Genomic DNA, 15,372 nt, shown 5'->3' with positions numbered 1-15,372 from the left:
TGCTTCAAAAAATAAAATGAAAAACCTACACCCTATAATGTTAGTCGGTACAGGCTCTGATGTTGGTAAAAGCTGGATAACTACAGGAATTTGTAGGTGGCTAAAACAAAAAGGATATAATCCTGCGCCTTTTAAAGCGCAAAATATGTCGTTAAATAGTTTTTCTACTCCTGATAATCTTGAAATTGGAAGGGCGCAAGCGGTACAAGCTGAAGCCTGTGGTATTTCGGCAACTGTAGAAATGAATCCTATTTTATTAAAGCCATCTTCTTTAAATAAATCGCAAATTGTTTTACACGGAAAACCAATTGGTGATCAAACAGCAAAAGAATATTTTTTAGGCGATAATAAAAAACAACTGTTTGAAGAAGCTAAAAAATCGTTTAAAAAATTAGCATCAAAACACAATCCTGTTGTTATGGAAGGTGCAGGAAGCATCAGTGAATTAAATTTAAAACATCGAGACATTGTAAATATGCCAATGGGAGCAGCTGCAAATGCTTGTGTTTATTTAATCGCTGACATTGATAAAGGTGGCGTTTTTGGTAGCGTTTATGGAACGATTGAATTACTTGAACCTTGGGAGCGAAAACTTATAAAAGGTATTATAATTAATAAGTTTAGAGGAGATCCTGATTTATTTATCGAAGGAAAAAAGAAGTTAGAAGAACTTACAAATGTTCCTGTATTAGGAATTTTACCGTATGCTACAGATATTATTATCGAAGAAGAAGATTCTGTTGCTTTGAATAAAAGAGCTACAACAGCTATCGATAATAAATTAAATATTGCGGTAGTAAAACTTCGTTACATGTCTAATTATACCGATTTTCAAGCATTAGAACAAGAACCACTTATTAATTTATATTTTACAAGGGATTCCGAAGAACTAAAAAAAGCCGATGTACTTATTATTCCAGGTACAAAAAATACTATTGAAGATTTAATCGCTTTAAAAAAAGATAATTTAGATACTGTTATTAAAGAGCAATATAAACACGTTCCTGTTCTTGGAATTTGTGGCGGATATCAAATGTTAGGTAAAACAATTAACGACCCTTTTTCTGTAGAAAGTAACATTAAATCAGAAAAAGGTTTAGGTTTATTTGATATTGAAACGACACTTTCTAAAACTAAACAAACAATACAGCGTAATTTTTATTTCAAAGATAAAAAAGAACTTTGTGAAGGTTATGAAATTCATATGGGAGAAACTATTGTTCCTAAAAATAAGCATCTAAATTATATAAACGGAAAAGAAGAAGGTTATTTTGACGGAAATAAAAGTTGGGGAACATATTTACACGGTATTTTTGATAATCAAGAAATAGTAACCGAATTATTACATTTAAAATATCCTAATACAAAGGCTATCAATTACAAAGATTTTAAAGCAATTCAATTTGATAAATTAGCCAATTGGATTGATGAAAATTTAGACAGTGAAAGCCATCATAAAAAACAGCACAAAAGAATGTTAAACGGACATGGAGATGACCTTCATTTAATTAAAGGAGAAATTAAGCACAATTTTAGCTCAAATGTTTATTATAAAGGATGCCCTGAAATGTTACTTTCTCATATTTCAAAAAATGTTCCTTTAATTCAGAGTTACCCCTCGCCTACTGCTAGCGAATTAAATATATTAGCTGCTAAAAAATTCGACTTAAAAAACGAAAATTTTTTATTTACCAATGGCGCTACAGAAGCTTTTTATTTGATTGCTCAATTATTTTCTGATAAAAAAACAGCTATTGTTGCTCCTACTTTTTCGGAATATGAGGATTCTTGCAAAATTTTTAAATTAGATTATCAATTAATTTCTAGGGATAAAATAAGCGTAACAAATGCCGACATTATTTTTATTTGTAATCCAAATAATCCTACTGGAGCTATTTTTTCATCCGAAGAATTAACAGCCTTTTTTAAACAAAAACCAAATACTATTTTTGTTATTGATGAAGCTTATATTGAGTTTACCAATAGCGGAACATCCATTGTTTCATTAATAAAAGAGTTTAATAATTTAATAATCGTTCGCTCATTAACAAAAACATTTACCATTCCTGGTTTACGTTTAGGATATATTATTTCTAATGATAAATTGATAACATCGCTTTTAAAATTAAAAATGCCTTGGAGTGTTAATTTATTAGCTGTAAAAGCGGGTGAGTTTATTTTTGATAATTATAAAACGCTTCAATTTAGCGCTACAGAATTAATTGCCGAAACAATACAATTTCAAAAAGAGTTATCTAATTTAAAAGGAATAAAAGTTTGTAAAAGTAATACATCGTACTTCTTAGTAGAATTACTAAATAATAAAAAAGCAAGTGATTTAAAAGAATATTTAATTGAAAAACATCAAATTTTAATTAGAGATGCAACTAATTTTAAAGAATTAAATGGTGAATATATTCGACTTGCTACCCAAAATAAATCAGCAAATAATACTTTAATTAAAGCTTTAAAAAAATGGATTTCTTAATTTACATAGCACCATTATTTTTGGCTTATATTTTAGATTTAATTTTAGGTGATCCTAGATGGTTACCACATCCTATACGTTTATTTGGAAATTTAATTTCTTTTGGCGAAAAAAATTAAACAAAAATAAAAATCGATTTTTAAAAGGTGCATTCTTAACATTATTACTTAGCATTGGTACTTTTTTATTTTTTTTTATCTGTAGAAAATTTATAACCAATAATATTATTAGAATAATTTTTGATGCCATTTTTTTATTTTATGCTTTAGCTAATAAAAGTTTAATTGAAGAAGGAAAAGCTGTTTTTACAGCGCTTAAAAAAGGAATTACTCAAGGAAGAAATCGTGTTGCTTGGATTGTTGGTCGTGATACTTCTAAGCTTAATAAGCAAGAAATTATAAAAGCTGTTTTTGAAACACTTTCAGAAAATTTAAGCGACGGAGTTATTGCTCCACTTTTTTACTTTGCTATTTTAGGCGTACCTGGAGCAATGCTTTATAAAATGGTCAATACATTCGATTCTATGATTGGCTACAAAAATGAACGTTATATAAATTTTGGAAAATTTGCAGCTAAATTAGACGATGTTTTAAATTACATTCCTTCACGTTTAACAGCAATATTAATGCTACTCGTTACTTTTTCTTTAGATAAAATTGGTTTTGTATGGCAACAAGGTAAAAACCATTCAAGCCCTAATGCAGGATATCCCGAAGCTGCTTTGGCTACTATTTTAAATTGCAGATTTGGAGGTCCTAATTATTATCATGGTAAGTTAGTACACAAACCTTTTATCGGAAATAACAACCGTATTATAAAAGAAATCGAATTTAAAAAAGTTGCTTTTATCAATCATTCTGTTACCCTTACCTTTGTACTTTTAATTGGTTTGATAACCTACTTTTTATTTTAAATGAAACGATATATAATTACGGGTGCGCCTGGAACAGGAAAAACTACTTTAATCAATGCTTTGCGTACCAATAATTTTTATTGTTTAGAGGAAGTTTCTCGTAAAATTATTATTGCTGAACAAAAAAACAACGGAAATAAAACTCCTTGGCAAGATGTTGTTGGTTTTACCAATTTAGTTTATCAAAAAACAATAGCCGATTTAAATATTTTAAGTGATAAAACTACTTTTGTTGATCGTGGATTAGCAGATAACATTGCTTATTTAAAATTACATAAACTACCTATTAGTAAACATTTTTTTAATTTCGATTATAAAAAAAAATATCATACAACCGTTTTTGTACTTCCACTTTGGAAAGCTATTTATAAAGAAGATCCACAACGATTACAATCTTTTGAAGAAGCTAAAAAATTACAAGAGTTACTTTTAGAAACTTATACTAACTTAGGTTTTTCTATTTATATTTTACCAAAGAAATCAGTAAACAAAAGAGTGGAATTTTTAAAAAAACTGATAAAAAAACAACACAAACCAAAGTAGCACAATAAATAATATTTGTTTAAATAAAAGAAGTATCTTCGCGGCTGTTAAATGGTTTTTTACATTATTGTAAAAATTAAAAGGGAATTTGGTGTAAATCCGAAACTGTTCCCGCAACTGTAAAACTCATATCAATATTTTATTATCAAAAACCACTGTAGTTATAACTATGGGAAGGTAAATAAAATAGAGTTAAGTCAGGAGACCTGCCACTAAAACAATAATTTATATTAATAACTCTCGGGTAAAGAGTTAGAAAATTATGTTTTTTCATATTTTCTTTCCTTGCCTGCTTAAACTCTTTTTTAAATGAAAAAATTGATTTTATGCAGTGTATGGTTCATGTTTTTTGTACATGCCATATTCTCACAAAAAAGTACTAGTACAAACGAAACAGAAACACAACTTTCTGAAGTAATTATTAATGCTAAACACGAAAAAAAATTAGGAACTCATAAGGTTTCTAAAATAGCATTAAAGTTAAGACCAATAAACAGCGCTCACGATTTTTTAAAAACAGTGCCTGGTTTATTTATTGCGCAACATGCTGGTGGAGGAAAAGCCGAACAAATATTTTTAAGAGGTTTTGATAATGACCACGGAACTGATTTTGCTGTTTTAGTTGATGATATAGGTATCAATTTAAGTTCTCATGCACACGGGCAAGGTTATGCCGATTTACACTTTTTAATTCCTGAAACTGTTCAAAATGCCGATTATTATAAAGGACCTCATGAAACTTCTTTAGGTAATTTTGCCGTTTCTGGAGCAGCAAAATTTACATCGAAAGATAAAGTACATCGTAATTTTGTGAAGTTAGAATATGGTCAATACGATTTTGCAAGAGCTTTAGCAATGGTATCGCTTATCGATAAAAATAACTTTTTAACTAAAAACGAAGAAAGTGCTTATATTGCTATTGAAGGAACTTATAATGACAGTTTTTTTGAAAGCGAACAAAGACTTAAAAGATTAAATACATTTACAAAATATACAGTTGCACTTTCTGATATTCATAAATTAAGAACATCTATTTCTACATTTCATAGTAACTGGAATGCTTCAGGACAAGTGCCTTTAAGAGCCGTTAAAAGTGGATTAATCGATAGATTTGGAGCTATTGATGATAAAGAAGGTGGTGATACTGAAAGAGTACATTTTAATATACAATTGAACTCTAACATCTCAGAAAAAACACAACTTACAAATCAATTATACTACGTTTCTAATATCTATAATTTATTTTCTAACTTTACTTTTTATCAAAATAATCCTATTGATGGTGATATGATTCATCAACAAGAAAATCGTAAAATGTATGCTTATAAAGGAAATATTTCAATAAAAAATATACTTCAAATACCAAATAGCACAACAACTTTTGGCTGGGAAGCTAAACGAAATAATAACAATATTGGTTTAAATAATGCTATTGGACGTACGTTATCAAATCCTATAAATGAGTTTGATATTAAAGAAACAAATGTTGCTTTATTTTTAAAAGAAAGAATTCAAGTAGCTCCTAAATTAACGGCTTTAGCAGGTATTAGAGCTGATTATTTCGATTTTAACGTAACTGAAATAGTACCAGTACCTCAAAAAGGAAAGACAAATTCTATTAGAATAAGTCCGAAATTTAGTTTGTTTTATGATGCAACTAAAAACTTACAATTATATGCGAAAGCAAGTTCTGGTTTTCATTCAAACTACGCAAACGCAGCTGTAAAAAACAAAGAAATTAACCCGTTACCTAAAGCTGTCGGATACGATATTGGTACAGAATTTAAAATAGGAAAAAACTTTGTTGCTAATATTGCTACTTTTTACTTACAAAGTGATGCTGAATTTGTTTTTGGTAGTGATGGTTTTGAGTTTGAAAACAAAGGAAGATCTAAACGAATTGGTAGTGAAGCTTCTTTTAGATATCAACCACTATATTATTTTTGGTTAGATACCGATTTAAATTATAGCTTCGGAACTTTATTAGACGCTCCAAAAGATGAAAACAAAATTCCAAGTGCGCCTCGTTTTACCTCAACTGGTGGCGCTACTTTCCGTTTAAAAAATGGAATTAACACATCGTTACGTTATCGTTTTTTAGGAGAACGTCCTTTGATTGAAGATGACTCTGTAATTGCTAAAAGTTATTTTATTGCCGATTTTGTTATCAACTATACAAAACCAAAATATCAAATAGGTTTATCCGTAGAAAATATTTTTGATACCGCATGGAGAGAAGCTGTATTTTATGATTCTTCACAATTACAAGGAGAATTACAACCTGTAGATGATATCCATTTTACACCAGGAACACCATTTTTAGCAAAATTGAATTTCACTTATTTCTTTTAAATATTTATTTTAAATTATGGGCAAAAATATCGCCAATACAACACATACTTTTTTCTTTTGCGACGGAGGTTCTTGTCAAAAAGCAGGAAGTGAACAAGTAACAAGAGCCGCCAGAGCTTACTTACGTAACAATAATCTTTGGGATAAAACCCATACGATTAAAACAAGATGTAATGGTAGATGTGAAGATGCTCCGACTTGTATTGTGCAACCAGGTGAATTTTGGTATAAAGAATTAACTCCTGAAAAAATTACTCCAATTGTAAAAGCGCATATTAATAATGAAGCTATTGATGAAACAAATTTGTTATATAAAAAAGGATGGAAAGAGCAAATATCAAATAACGAAAGAGCGCCTATAAAACCGAAACCTTTTGAATTAAAAAATGATGCTGAATTAGGCGAATGTTTTATTACCAAAGGTTTTAGTTCTGATCAATATTTATATCCTCTTTTCTTATATTTGTTGGAAAACCCAAAAGGGATAACCCTTGCTATGGCTGATAAAAAACTTATTTCATTTGAAAAAATAAATGCGGTAAATTATTCAGATACACATACGCTTGAATTAAAAACTGAAACAAATATTATAAAATTAACGATTGCCGCAGTTCCTAAAGAAAATAAAGAATTGCAACAATCAAAAATTTCTAGCACAGAATATTTTCATCAAAAAGAAACAGCGCTAACAGGTATTCGTTTCAAAAATAAATTTGGTGAAATTTTAGGAAAAATAACATTCGATTCCATCGAAAATAAAGCTTGGTTATATTGTACTAAAATTCAGTTACAAAACACCTGCTTAGATTTAACATAATTATGAACAAACAACATATTTCCATATTAGGATTAGGCTGGTTAGGTTTACCGCTTGCGTTGAAATTACAAAAAAGTGGCTATTCCGTTAACGGAACTACTTCTTCGTTAGAAAAATTAAAAACATTAGCCAAATATTCGTTTCATACTTGCAGAATAAAACTTGAAGCTGATACTATTACTGGTGATTGGGAATCTTTTATTACTGATACAAATGTCCTTATTATCAATTTCCCGCCAAAGAGAATTGATAATATTGAAACAATTCATCCGAAGCAAATAGCACAGATTATACAACGAACTCCAAAAACGACAAAAGTTATTTTTGTGAGTTCTACTTCAGTTTATCAAAACAATAATAGTCTTATAAATGAGACTGAAAAATGTGTTCCTGAAAAAGCATCTGGACACGCATTAATTAAAGCCGAAGAATTATTACAACAACATTTTGGTGATAATTTAACTATTTTACGTTTAGCAGGATTAATTGGTGCTAAACGTCATCCTGGGAGATTTCTTGCTAATAAAAAGCAATTAAAAAACCCGAATGTACCTGTTAATTTAATTCATCAGAAAGATGTTATTGGTTTAATCGAAACTATTTTAGAACAAAATTGTTTTGGCGAAATTATTAACGGTTGTGCAGATATACATCCGAAGCGAAAAGAATTTTATGAGAATGCAGCCAGCAAATTAAATATGCCTGCTCCTATTTTTGAAACAGCATCAGAAGAACGTTTTAAAATAATTGATAATTCAAAATCAAAATATTTATTGAATTTTACGTATCAATTTGCTAATCCTGAATGGATTTTCACCAGAGAATATTTACCTAAAATTTCGATTGTTGGCGCAGGTCCTGGAAATAAAAACCTACTAACTTTAAAAGCTTTTGAAGCGATTGAAACTGCGGAAATTATTTTACATGATAATTTAATTTCTGAAGAAATATTAAACATCAATACACAAGCGGAACGTATTTACGTTGGTAGAAAATTTGGTGATAAAGAAGATCAAGAAACACGTCAAGATAACATCAATTTATTGATGAAAAAACATTGTGAACAAGGTGATAAAGTAGTTCGCATAAAATCTGGTGATCCTTATATTTATGGAAGAGCTGCCGAAGAAGTTCGTTTTTTAAAGAAACATAAACTTCCTTTTTGCGTTGTTCCAGGAATTTCAGCCGCTTTAGCCGCTGCGAGTACCGCAAATATTCCGATTACCGAAAGAAGAAAATCAAACGCTATTTTAATTTGCACCGCACATACGGCAGATTATTCAACCGCACAATTGAAAGGAATTGCCGAAATGCTAAAAGCAGGAAATACATTGGCACTTTATATGGGCTTAAAAAGCTTAGATAAATTAATTCCGAAATTAATAGCTGTTTGTGGCAACTCCGAAATCCCTATTAATGCCGTTTCTAATGTTTCAAGAGAAAATGAAGTGGTACTTTCATCAACATTAGGCGACATAGAAAACGATATCAAAAAACAACCACTACAAATGCCTGTAGTCTTTTTAATAGGTGTAAAACCAATCAATTAAATCAATGAAAAAAGGAATTTTACTTTGCGGACACGGTAGCAGAACCAAAACAGGAACTGATGCTTTTAAACAATTAGTTGAAGCTTTACAGGCTCGTTATACCGATTATGAAGTTGATTACGGGTTTTTAGAATTCAATCATCCTGTTTATGAAGCTTCTATTGAACGCATGTATCAAAAAGGAATTCGTGAAATTTATGCTTTGCCGATTATTCTTTTTGCAGGTTCTCACGCTAAAAATGATATTCCGTATGAAATGAATACCATACAGAGTTATTATAGCGATTTGACCATCAAAATGGGAAAACATCTTGGTGTAAATTCGTTTTTATTAGAATTGGCTCAAAAAAGAATTTTAGAAGAAGAAAATAAACATCCTGTTATCAATAGAAAAGATGTTTGTTTAATGGTGGTTGGTAGAGGAACTACAGATACCGATGCAAATTCTGATGTACACAAATTAGCCTGTATGTTAGGCGAAGGAATGGGATTTGGTTTTACAACGGTTGCATACAGCGGAACGGCATATCCGACGGTTACTAAAAGTTTAGAATTAACCAGTAAAATGGAATTTAAACGAACTATTGCGATTCCATTTTTCTTTTTTACAGGAATTCTTTTAGAACGTATTTATAATCAAATTCGCACTTTTAATGAAACTTCTCCTTTTGAACATATTTATACCGATGCTTTTGGAAGCGATGAATTAATCTTAAAAGCTTTTGATGAACGTTTAGATGAAACCATTAATGGTACGGCAAATATGAATTGCCAATTATGTAAATACCGAAAACAAATTGTTGGCTTAGAAGATGAAATTGGAAAAGAACAAGTTGGACATCATTTAGGTGTAAAAGGTGTTTTATTTGAAGAAGATGAAAAAGTTGGGCAGAAAAGCAATGTATTTACTAAAATTAAAAAAGGATTAGGAATATGATAACGGGTAAAGTACATGGTGTTTCGTTAGGAACTGGTGATGCTGATTTAATTACCTTAAAAGGATTAAAAACCTTACAGCAAGCTGATAAAATATATTATCCTGGTTCATTATTTAAAGATGGTAGAAAAGTGAGTTATTCACGTACTATTTTAAATAACTATAATTTAGATACTCAAAAACTAGTTGGATTTTATCTAAAAATGGATTTAGAAAGAGTTCAGGCTAAAGAGGTTTACGAAACTACTTTTCAACAAATTTTAAGCGATTATAAAAATGGTTTATCAATAGCAATTGTTAGCGAAGGCGATATTAGTACGTATAGCTCATTTTCTTATCTATTAGAAAAAATTAAAAAACATCAATTAAAAATAGATTTAATTCCAGGAATTACGTCTTACTTACATTTATCATCAGAAAGTCAAATTCCTTTGTGTTTGCAAAATGAAAAAGTAACCGTTATTCCTCGTATCCAAAGTAAACAAGAATTACAAGAAGCTATTGATAATTTTGACACCGTAGTTTTAATGAAAATTATATCGGTTGTTGCTATAATCACCGCTGTAATTGACACTCAAAAACATAGCGTCACCTATGCCGAACGCTTAGGAACTGACGAGCAATTTATAACCAATAACTGGAATACAGCCAGTAAAAGAGAAACTCCTTATTTTTCTCTTATCATTATTAAAAAAATAAAAAAATGAAAATAACCGTTGCGGGATTAGGTCCTGGAGATATAGATTATATGTTACCCGTTGTTAAAAATGCTTTACAAAAAGCTGATGTTGTTATTGGGTACGACTATTATTTTCAATTTGGAAAATCGTTATTTAAAGAAGATGCCGAATTAATTTCGATGCCTTTAGGAAAAGAAGAAGCAAGAGCTCACAAAGCTGTTGAAAAAGCAAACGAAGATAAATATGTAGTAGTTATTGGTTCTGGTGATGCCAGTATTTATGCAATGGCTGCTATTGTTTACGAAGTTGTATCTAAAGGAAATCATGATGATATTGAGTTAGAAACCTTACCTGGTGTTTCTGCTTTTTTAGCTGCTGGAAGTAAATTAGGTGCGCCATTAGGTCACGATTTTTGTTGTATTTCTTTGTCAGATTTAATGACTCCTTGGAACAAAATAGAACAAAGAATTAAGGCTGCCGCAATGGGCGATTTTGTAACTAGTTTATACAATCCGAAAAGTAAAAAAAGGCATTGGCAATTAGGTAGATTACAAAAAATATTTTTAGAAAAACGCTCTCCTTCTACTCCTGTTGCAATTATTAGGCATGTAACTCGCCCTGAAGAAGAATGTAAAATCACCACTTTAGGAGAATTTAATCCTGAAGATGTAGATATGTTTTGTTTGGTGATGATTGGAAATTCGCAAACATATCGTTTTAAAGATTATTTAGTTACTCCTAGAGGATACTTAAATCGAAAACCACATACAGGAAAAGAAATTCAACAAGAAAGTTTTAGAATTGTTACCGAACATATTCAAGATTTACCTTTTGCGATTGCTGATAAATGGGCAATAACAAGAGTAATTCATACCACAGGAATTTTAGAAGATTTTAATCATTATTCAGCAACTCCAGAAGCGATTGAAAACTGGCGTGAACATCTTAAAAATGGTGGCGAAATTGTAACAGATGTTACTATGGTTAAAGCAGGAATTACAAAGGCTTTCACAAAAGAATATGGAAATCAAATACATTGTTTATTAAATGATGAAGATGCGCAATTATTAGCCACTTCAGAAAATATTACACGTTCTCAAGCAGGAATTAGAAAAGCTATTGAAAAATATCCAAACGCTTTATATGTTGTTGGAAACGCTCCGACTGCTTTATTCGAAATTGTAGATCAAATAAAAGATAACGACACTTTTAAACCTGTTGGAGTTGTTGGTGTGCCTGTTGGTTTTGTCAATGTTTTAGAAGCAAAAGAGCAATTATCACAAACAAAAAACACAAATTGGGTAGTTATAGAAGGTAACAGAGGCGGAAGTAATGTTGCCGCAGCTATTGTGAACGCTGCATTTACTTTGCCTGAAGCTTCAATTTATTTTAATTCTTAAATGATGAACAAATTTACTCCAGAAAATATTGAAACCCTCGAACAAATAATACTTGCACGTAGAGATGTTAGAGGGAATCGGTTTATAAATACACCTATATCTAAAGAACATTTAGATAAAATTCTATTTGCTGGAGTAAATGCACCATCTGTTGGGTTTTCTCAACCGTGGGAATTTGTTGTCATTAAAGATTTAGAAATCAGAAATAAAATTAAAGACAGTTTTTTTGAAGAAAATGAAAAGGCTAAAACTCTTTTCGAAGGAAAAAAAGCTGACGCATACACACAATTAAAATTAGAAGGAATTGTAGAATCGGCATTAAATATCGCGGTTTTTTACAAACCAAGTCAACATCCTATTTTAGGACAAACTTCGATGAAAGAAGCAGGTGTTTATTCGGTGGTTTGTGCCATTCAAAATATGTGGTTAATGGCAAGAGCGTTAAATGTCGGTTTAGGTTGGGTTAGTATTTTAAATGAAAACAAAGTTAAAACTATTTTAAATGCTCCTAATAACAGACAATTAATCGGTTATTTATGTTTAGGTCATGTAGATAAATTTTATGAAAACCCCGAATTAGAGCGTTTAAAATGGGAAAAACGTAAAAATATAAATGATGTTGTTATTAAAGAATGTTATCAATAAATGAATAAAATTCAAAAACATATCGATTTTCATTTGATTGGAACTAGCAATCATCCAACGCCAAAATTTAATAATGATGTCTTGAAATTGATTCAAGAATCAAGTGTTTTTTCTGGCGGAAAACGTCATTATCAATTGGTAAAATCATACTTACCAGAAAATCATACTTGGATTGAAATTTCAGGTAAAATGGATTTTCTTATCAATAAATATAAAAAAATTGATACAACAATTGTAGTTTTCGCTTCTGGAGATCCTTTTTTCTATGGATTCGGAAACACGTTACAACGCTTATTACCAAACGTAAAATTAAAAGCTACCCCCTATTTTAACAGTATTCAATTATTATGTCATAAAACACAAACAAATTATAATGCTTTAAAATCGATATCTGTTCACGGTAGAGATTGGTCGGCTTTAGATGAAGCTTTAATCAACAGAAATAAATTAATCGGCGTATTAACAGATGCTAAAAAAACACCTTCGGAAATTGCAAAACGTTTGTTAAAATATGGTTTTGATAATTACAGTATTACCGTTGGCGAAGCTTTAGACGGAAATAATGAACATATTGAAACACTTGATTTAGCAACTTGTACAAAAAAATCACATGACCATTTAAATTGTGTTTTATTAAAGAAAACAACATCCAAAGAAAAACCTTTTGGAATGGCTGATGATGCTTTTATTCCTTTACCGAATCGGGCAAATATGATTACCAAAATGCCTATCCGATTAAGTACGATAAACGCTTTACAATTACAAAATAAAACAGTTTTTTGGGATATTGGAGCTTGCACAGGTTCGGTTGCTATTGAAGCAAAACAACAGTATCCACATTTAAAAATAGTCGCTTTTGAAAAACGAACTGTATGCGGAAATATTATTCAGCAAAATACAGAACGCTTCTCTACTCCTGGCATCGCTATTATTATTGATGATTTTTTTAACCTCAATTTAGAAGAATTTCAAATTCCAGATGTCGTATTTATTGGCGGACACGGTGGCAGATTAAATGAATTAATTTATCTAATTCATAAATTAAATCCGAAAGCTAGGATTGTTACCAATGCCGTAAAACAAAACAGTACCAATATATTTATAAAAGAGCTTACTACATTAAATTATACTATAAATACGAGTGTGATTCAAGTAAATGAGCATAACAAAATTAGCATTCATTCAGCAGAAAAAATATAAATGAAAAAAATAGCCATTATAGCAGTTACTGAAAAAGGATTAGAAAAAGCCCTTATCATTCAGAAAGAATTTTCAAAATCATTGGTAATAACTACCTTAGAATCTACAAACGGAAATGTATCAACTATTACCTCTATTTCTGATTATTTAACCGATAATTTTTCAAAATTAGATGGTATTTGTTTTGTTACAGCATTAGGTATTTGTGTGCGATTAATTGCACCATATATTCAAGATAAAAACACCGATCCTGCGGTTATTTCTGTGGATGATTTAGGAGTAAATGTACAATCTGTATTAAGCGGACACAAAGGAGGTGCTAATAATTTCGCTTTAAAAGTATCGGCTGTTTTAGGAGCAAACCCTGTGATATCAACATCTAGCGATGTGCAAGAAATTTGGGCTTTAGATACGCTTGGTACTCAATTTGACTGGCAAACAGAAAGTTCATTATCAATAACTAAAACAATGGCGTTGTTTGTGAATAATAAACCAACCGCTTTACTTTTAGATATTAAAGATAAAGGAACACAGCATTTAGAAAAAATAGTTCCTAGTTTTGTGACTGTATTTTATGATGAAAAAGATATTGATTACACACAATTTGATTTATTTATTGCTGTAAGTTATAAAATATACGAAGCAAAAATTCCTAGTTTATTTTTTATTCCTAAAGTATTATCAGTTGGCTCTGGATGTTCTAAAAAATTAGATTTCAATGTTTTTCAAGAAACATTCAAAAATAAATTAGCTAACGAAGGATTGCATTTTTCAGCAATTAAAAACTTTGGTTCTATTGATATAAAAGCTAATCAACAAGCATATTTAGATTTTAGCACAAAAAATAATATTCCTTTTAGCACATTTACTTCGGATGAAATAAATACTATTTCAATACCAAATCCGAGTGAAATGGTACAATCTAAAATTGGTGTTGCAGGAGTTTCAGAATCTTGTGCAATGTTATTATCTGGAAATAAAGAATTACTTGTTGAAAAACAAAAAATTCATATTGAAAACAATGAAAAATTCACTTTTTCGGTTGCTTTAGATGCAAAAGCAGTTCGTAAAACTGCTGTTGCAATTATTGGTGCAGGTCCTGGTGATGAGGAATTAATAACCGTAAAAGGAAAAATATATTTAGAAGAAGCTGATTGTGTTTTATATGCAGGAAGTTTAATTCCTGAAGAAATGACCAATTGGTGTAAACCTTCTGCTGTAGTTAGAAATTCTGCAATGATGACCTTGGAAGAACAAGTTTCTTTAATGCAAGAACATTATAAAAAAGGGAATTCAATTGTTCGTTTACAATGTGGTGATCCTTCTTTATATGGTGCAATTCAAGAGCAAATGACCATTTTTGATGAGTTAGAAATGGAGTATTTTATTGTTCCAGGAATATCGTCATTTAGTGCAGCCGCTGCCGTTTTAAAATCAGAATTTACTATTCCTGAAGTTGTACAATCTATTGTTTTAACTCGTGGTGAAGGAAAAACGCCAATGCCATCAAAAGAAAGTATTTCGGCATTTGCAGCAACAAATTCAACAATGTGTATTTTTTTAAGTGCAGGAATTGCATCAAAAGTACAAGCGCAATTATTAGAACATTTTGATGCCGATACTCCAGTAGCTGTACTATACAGAATCACTTGGAAAGATGAAGAAATTTATCAAGGAAAATTAGAAAACCTTGCCGAAATTGTAAAGAAGAGTAAAAAAACAAGAACCGTATTAATTGTTGTTGGTAGTGCTATTGGAGCACGTAAAAATAGATCGCAATTATACAATCCTGAATGGAAACATATTTTTAGAACTAACAAAAAATTTGTAGTTACCGAGTAATAAAT

The 15,372-nt window shown here is 30.3% G+C and carries 11 protein-coding genes, 1 pseudogene and 1 riboswitch; all 12 genes and pseudogenes read left to right on the top strand.

Translation table 11 applies throughout. From position 1 onward, the window contains the following. Positions 1-16: 16 nt before the first annotated feature. Positions 17-2,488 (top strand): cobyric acid synthase, encoded by a 2,472-nt coding sequence (locus tag PG913_RS05185; RefSeq protein ID WP_271231928.1) that lies wholly within the window; start codon positions 17-19, stop codon positions 2,486-2,488. Further along, positions 2,476-3,401: pseudogene (gene cbiB / locus PG913_RS05180) on the top strand (adenosylcobinamide-phosphate synthase CbiB). Before PG913_RS05185 ends, cbiB begins: the two are co-directional and overlap by 13 nt. Continuing rightward, entirely contained in the window at positions 3,402-3,944 is a 543-nt protein-coding gene (locus PG913_RS05175) for an AAA family ATPase (RefSeq protein ID WP_271231926.1), read from the top strand. A 35-nt stretch (positions 3,945-3,979) separates the two neighbouring features. Then, positions 3,980-4,172: riboswitch (cobalamin riboswitch) on the top strand. A gap of 81 nt (positions 4,173-4,253) precedes the next feature. After that, positions 4,254-6,296 carry a TonB-dependent receptor gene (locus PG913_RS05170; protein ID WP_271231925.1) on the top strand — a complete coding sequence of 681 codons (2,043 nt, stop codon included), beginning with the start codon at positions 4,254-4,256 and terminating at the stop codon, positions 6,294-6,296. A gap of 16 nt (positions 6,297-6,312) precedes the next feature. Then, the gene (locus tag PG913_RS05165; RefSeq protein WP_271231924.1) at positions 6,313-7,113 is read left to right on the top strand and encodes a (2Fe-2S) ferredoxin domain-containing protein; all 801 of its coding nucleotides are present in this window, start codon (positions 6,313-6,315) and stop codon (positions 7,111-7,113) included. A 2-nt stretch (positions 7,114-7,115) separates the two neighbouring features. Next, positions 7,116-8,663, top strand: a complete 1,548-nt coding sequence (cobA, locus tag PG913_RS05160; RefSeq protein ID WP_271231923.1) for a uroporphyrinogen-III C-methyltransferase — start codon at positions 7,116-7,118, stop codon at positions 8,661-8,663. 4 nt (positions 8,664-8,667) lie between these two features. Beyond that, positions 8,668-9,600, top strand: a complete 933-nt coding sequence (locus PG913_RS05155; RefSeq protein ID WP_271231922.1) for a sirohydrochlorin chelatase — start codon at positions 8,668-8,670, stop codon at positions 9,598-9,600. Beyond that, positions 9,597-10,307: a precorrin-2 C(20)-methyltransferase gene (cobI, locus tag PG913_RS05150; RefSeq protein WP_271231921.1), complete on the top strand. Its 711-nt coding sequence runs from the start codon at positions 9,597-9,599 to the stop codon at positions 10,305-10,307. The genes PG913_RS05155 and cobI overlap by 4 nt, the downstream gene beginning before the upstream one ends. Further along, positions 10,304-11,680 (top strand): precorrin-3B C(17)-methyltransferase, encoded by a 1,377-nt coding sequence (cobJ, locus tag PG913_RS05145; RefSeq protein ID WP_271231920.1) that lies wholly within the window; start codon positions 10,304-10,306, stop codon positions 11,678-11,680. The genes cobI and cobJ overlap by 4 nt, the downstream gene beginning before the upstream one ends. Before the next feature lie 3 nt (positions 11,681-11,683). Next, complete coding sequence (bluB, locus tag PG913_RS05140) at positions 11,684-12,325, top strand: 5,6-dimethylbenzimidazole synthase (RefSeq protein WP_271231919.1); 642 nt, start codon at positions 11,684-11,686, stop codon at positions 12,323-12,325. Further along, positions 12,326-13,525 (top strand): precorrin-6y C5,15-methyltransferase (decarboxylating) subunit CbiE, encoded by a 1,200-nt coding sequence (gene cbiE, locus PG913_RS05135; RefSeq protein WP_271231918.1) that lies wholly within the window; start codon positions 12,326-12,328, stop codon positions 13,523-13,525. Next, positions 13,526-15,367, top strand: coding sequence for a precorrin-4 C(11)-methyltransferase (cobM, locus tag PG913_RS05130; RefSeq protein ID WP_271231917.1), 1,842 nt, complete (start codon positions 13,526-13,528; stop codon positions 15,365-15,367). Positions 15,368-15,372: the final 5 nt, after the last annotated feature.

The organism is Tenacibaculum pacificus (assembly GCF_027941775.1).
GTDB lineage: Bacteria > Bacteroidota > Bacteroidia > Flavobacteriales > Flavobacteriaceae > Polaribacter > Polaribacter pacificus_A.
The sequence above is the reverse complement of the archived record's forward strand: the minus strand, read 5'-3'. Positions and strand labels throughout refer to the sequence as shown.